The sequence below is a fragment of the Acetobacter sp. UBA5411 genome (genome assembly GCF_002409645.1).
Lineage (GTDB): Bacteria > Pseudomonadota > Alphaproteobacteria > Acetobacterales > Acetobacteraceae > Acetobacter.
The window spans coordinates 124,915-126,413 of sequence record NZ_DHNR01000043.1; the positions used below are offsets into that span (position 1 = coordinate 124,915).

1 protein-coding gene and 1 pseudogene are annotated in these 1,499 nt (G+C 51.4%); one reads left to right on the plus strand and one right to left on the minus strand.

Annotated features, from left to right (window positions below; genetic code table 11):
• Nucleotides 1-342: pseudogene (locus B3759_RS16515) on the plus strand (NAD-dependent dehydratase); the annotation flags it as partial.
• A 358-nt stretch (nucleotides 343-700) separates the two neighbouring features.
• On the opposite strand, the gene B3759_RS16520 reads toward B3759_RS16515, so the two are convergent.
• A complete protein-coding gene (locus B3759_RS16520) occupies nucleotides 701-1,429 on the minus strand; it encodes a DUF6602 domain-containing protein (protein WP_291367700.1) in 729 nt (242 codons plus the stop codon).
• Nucleotides 1,430-1,499 lie beyond the last annotated feature (70 nt).

A 1,499-nucleotide genomic window follows, 5' to 3' on the forward strand; every position in this document is an offset into this window, starting at 1 on the left:
ATCTGGACGCCGGATGCGAGCCGCGCGCTGGCAATGCTGGGCAATACACCGGGCGCTTTTGGGCAGACCTGGCATCTGCCATGCTGTGATGATCGGCCGACCTATAAGACATTTGTCACCATGGCGAGCAGGATTTTCGATCGATCCCCCGGTTATTCGGTCATTGGAAAATGGCCATTGATTATCGCAGGCATTTTTTCAAAAAAGGTGCGGGAGATCAGGGAATTGCTGCCTCGTTATGAACAGGACAATCTCTTCGACTCAGGCAAATTCAAACGTTATTTCCCTGAGTTTTCCGTGACGACATATGAGGAGGGTCTGGAATTGATCAGGAAGGAATAGAGAGGTGGATACCGCCCTCATTCCCGCCGTTCAAGACGCTCCTTTGAAATCCCAAAAGCTGACGTCGCTAACAAGACAATTGGGCGACCAATTTGGATGCAACGCCACATCCCGATCGTGTCAGCGAGCTACTGCACGGCACCAACGGTATCGCCTTCAACGATGTCGTCGCTCGCGATGCACACGTCCGCTTCCGGGATGCCGGCCGGAAAAAACGCGGCTCGATCGGCATGTTCCGGGCGCCATGGGACTGGCCAATTCTCACGAGGCGGCGGAGAAGCATGAGTGCCCCACAGCCTCGCGGCTGGCGAGAAAATCCATGGGCGCAGTACCTGCAATCGGTAAAGCTGTTCAGACCTTATTTATCGTCCGTAATCTCGCAGGCGTATTTCCAGATGCTCTCTGCGACGGTGAAATTTTGAGTAATCTCATCATGCAGTTGGGCAATGAAGTAAAAAAAGCTAGATTCATCCTGGCTGTAGACCCAATTGTTGGGTGAGGTCTGAGTTGCGAATATGTTTGAGTCGAGGACTGCCACAGCCTTCAAGCAGTTGTTTTGAGGAAGCGAATTTAATTTCTCCTCAAGCGATTTCAGAGTTTGCGCTCCGCTATAAGAGACAACAAAAAACGGTATACTTCCGGAGCGTACGTTCACCTGGAAAAAGCCAGTGGGATCGGATTTCACAGGGTTAAGCTTATCGATTTCTGTAATAACCTGCTTCCATTGGGCAGAAAGATTGGATTTCACCGAGATTGCTGCAGAGACCATTTCCGCCAGATACAGCCGCTCACCGCTTCCCGCTTGCGCAGGGAAGCTGATTGAGTGGAGCTTCTCAACGATTATGTCCAGCTGGCCCGATTTCCGACCTTCGGAATCAGTTATGAACCCTCCTGCAAAGCGAAACGGCTTGGGATATGCGGCCTCAAGGTAGTTCCGAATGAAGATTTCACGCTCGTTGCCAATCACCTCATTTGGCGAACCACTTCCCGCCTTATGAGCCGCCAGAAGCCCATCCTTTACCGCCGACACTCTCGTGAAAAGCGGCTCAATCTTCTTCGGCATGTTAAGGTGAACAGTCTTACCCAATGTCCTCTCCCTCTTTGAGCAAATCATTATCAGTGCGGGAGAAACTTAGCTAGGCTCAGGACTCATAGCC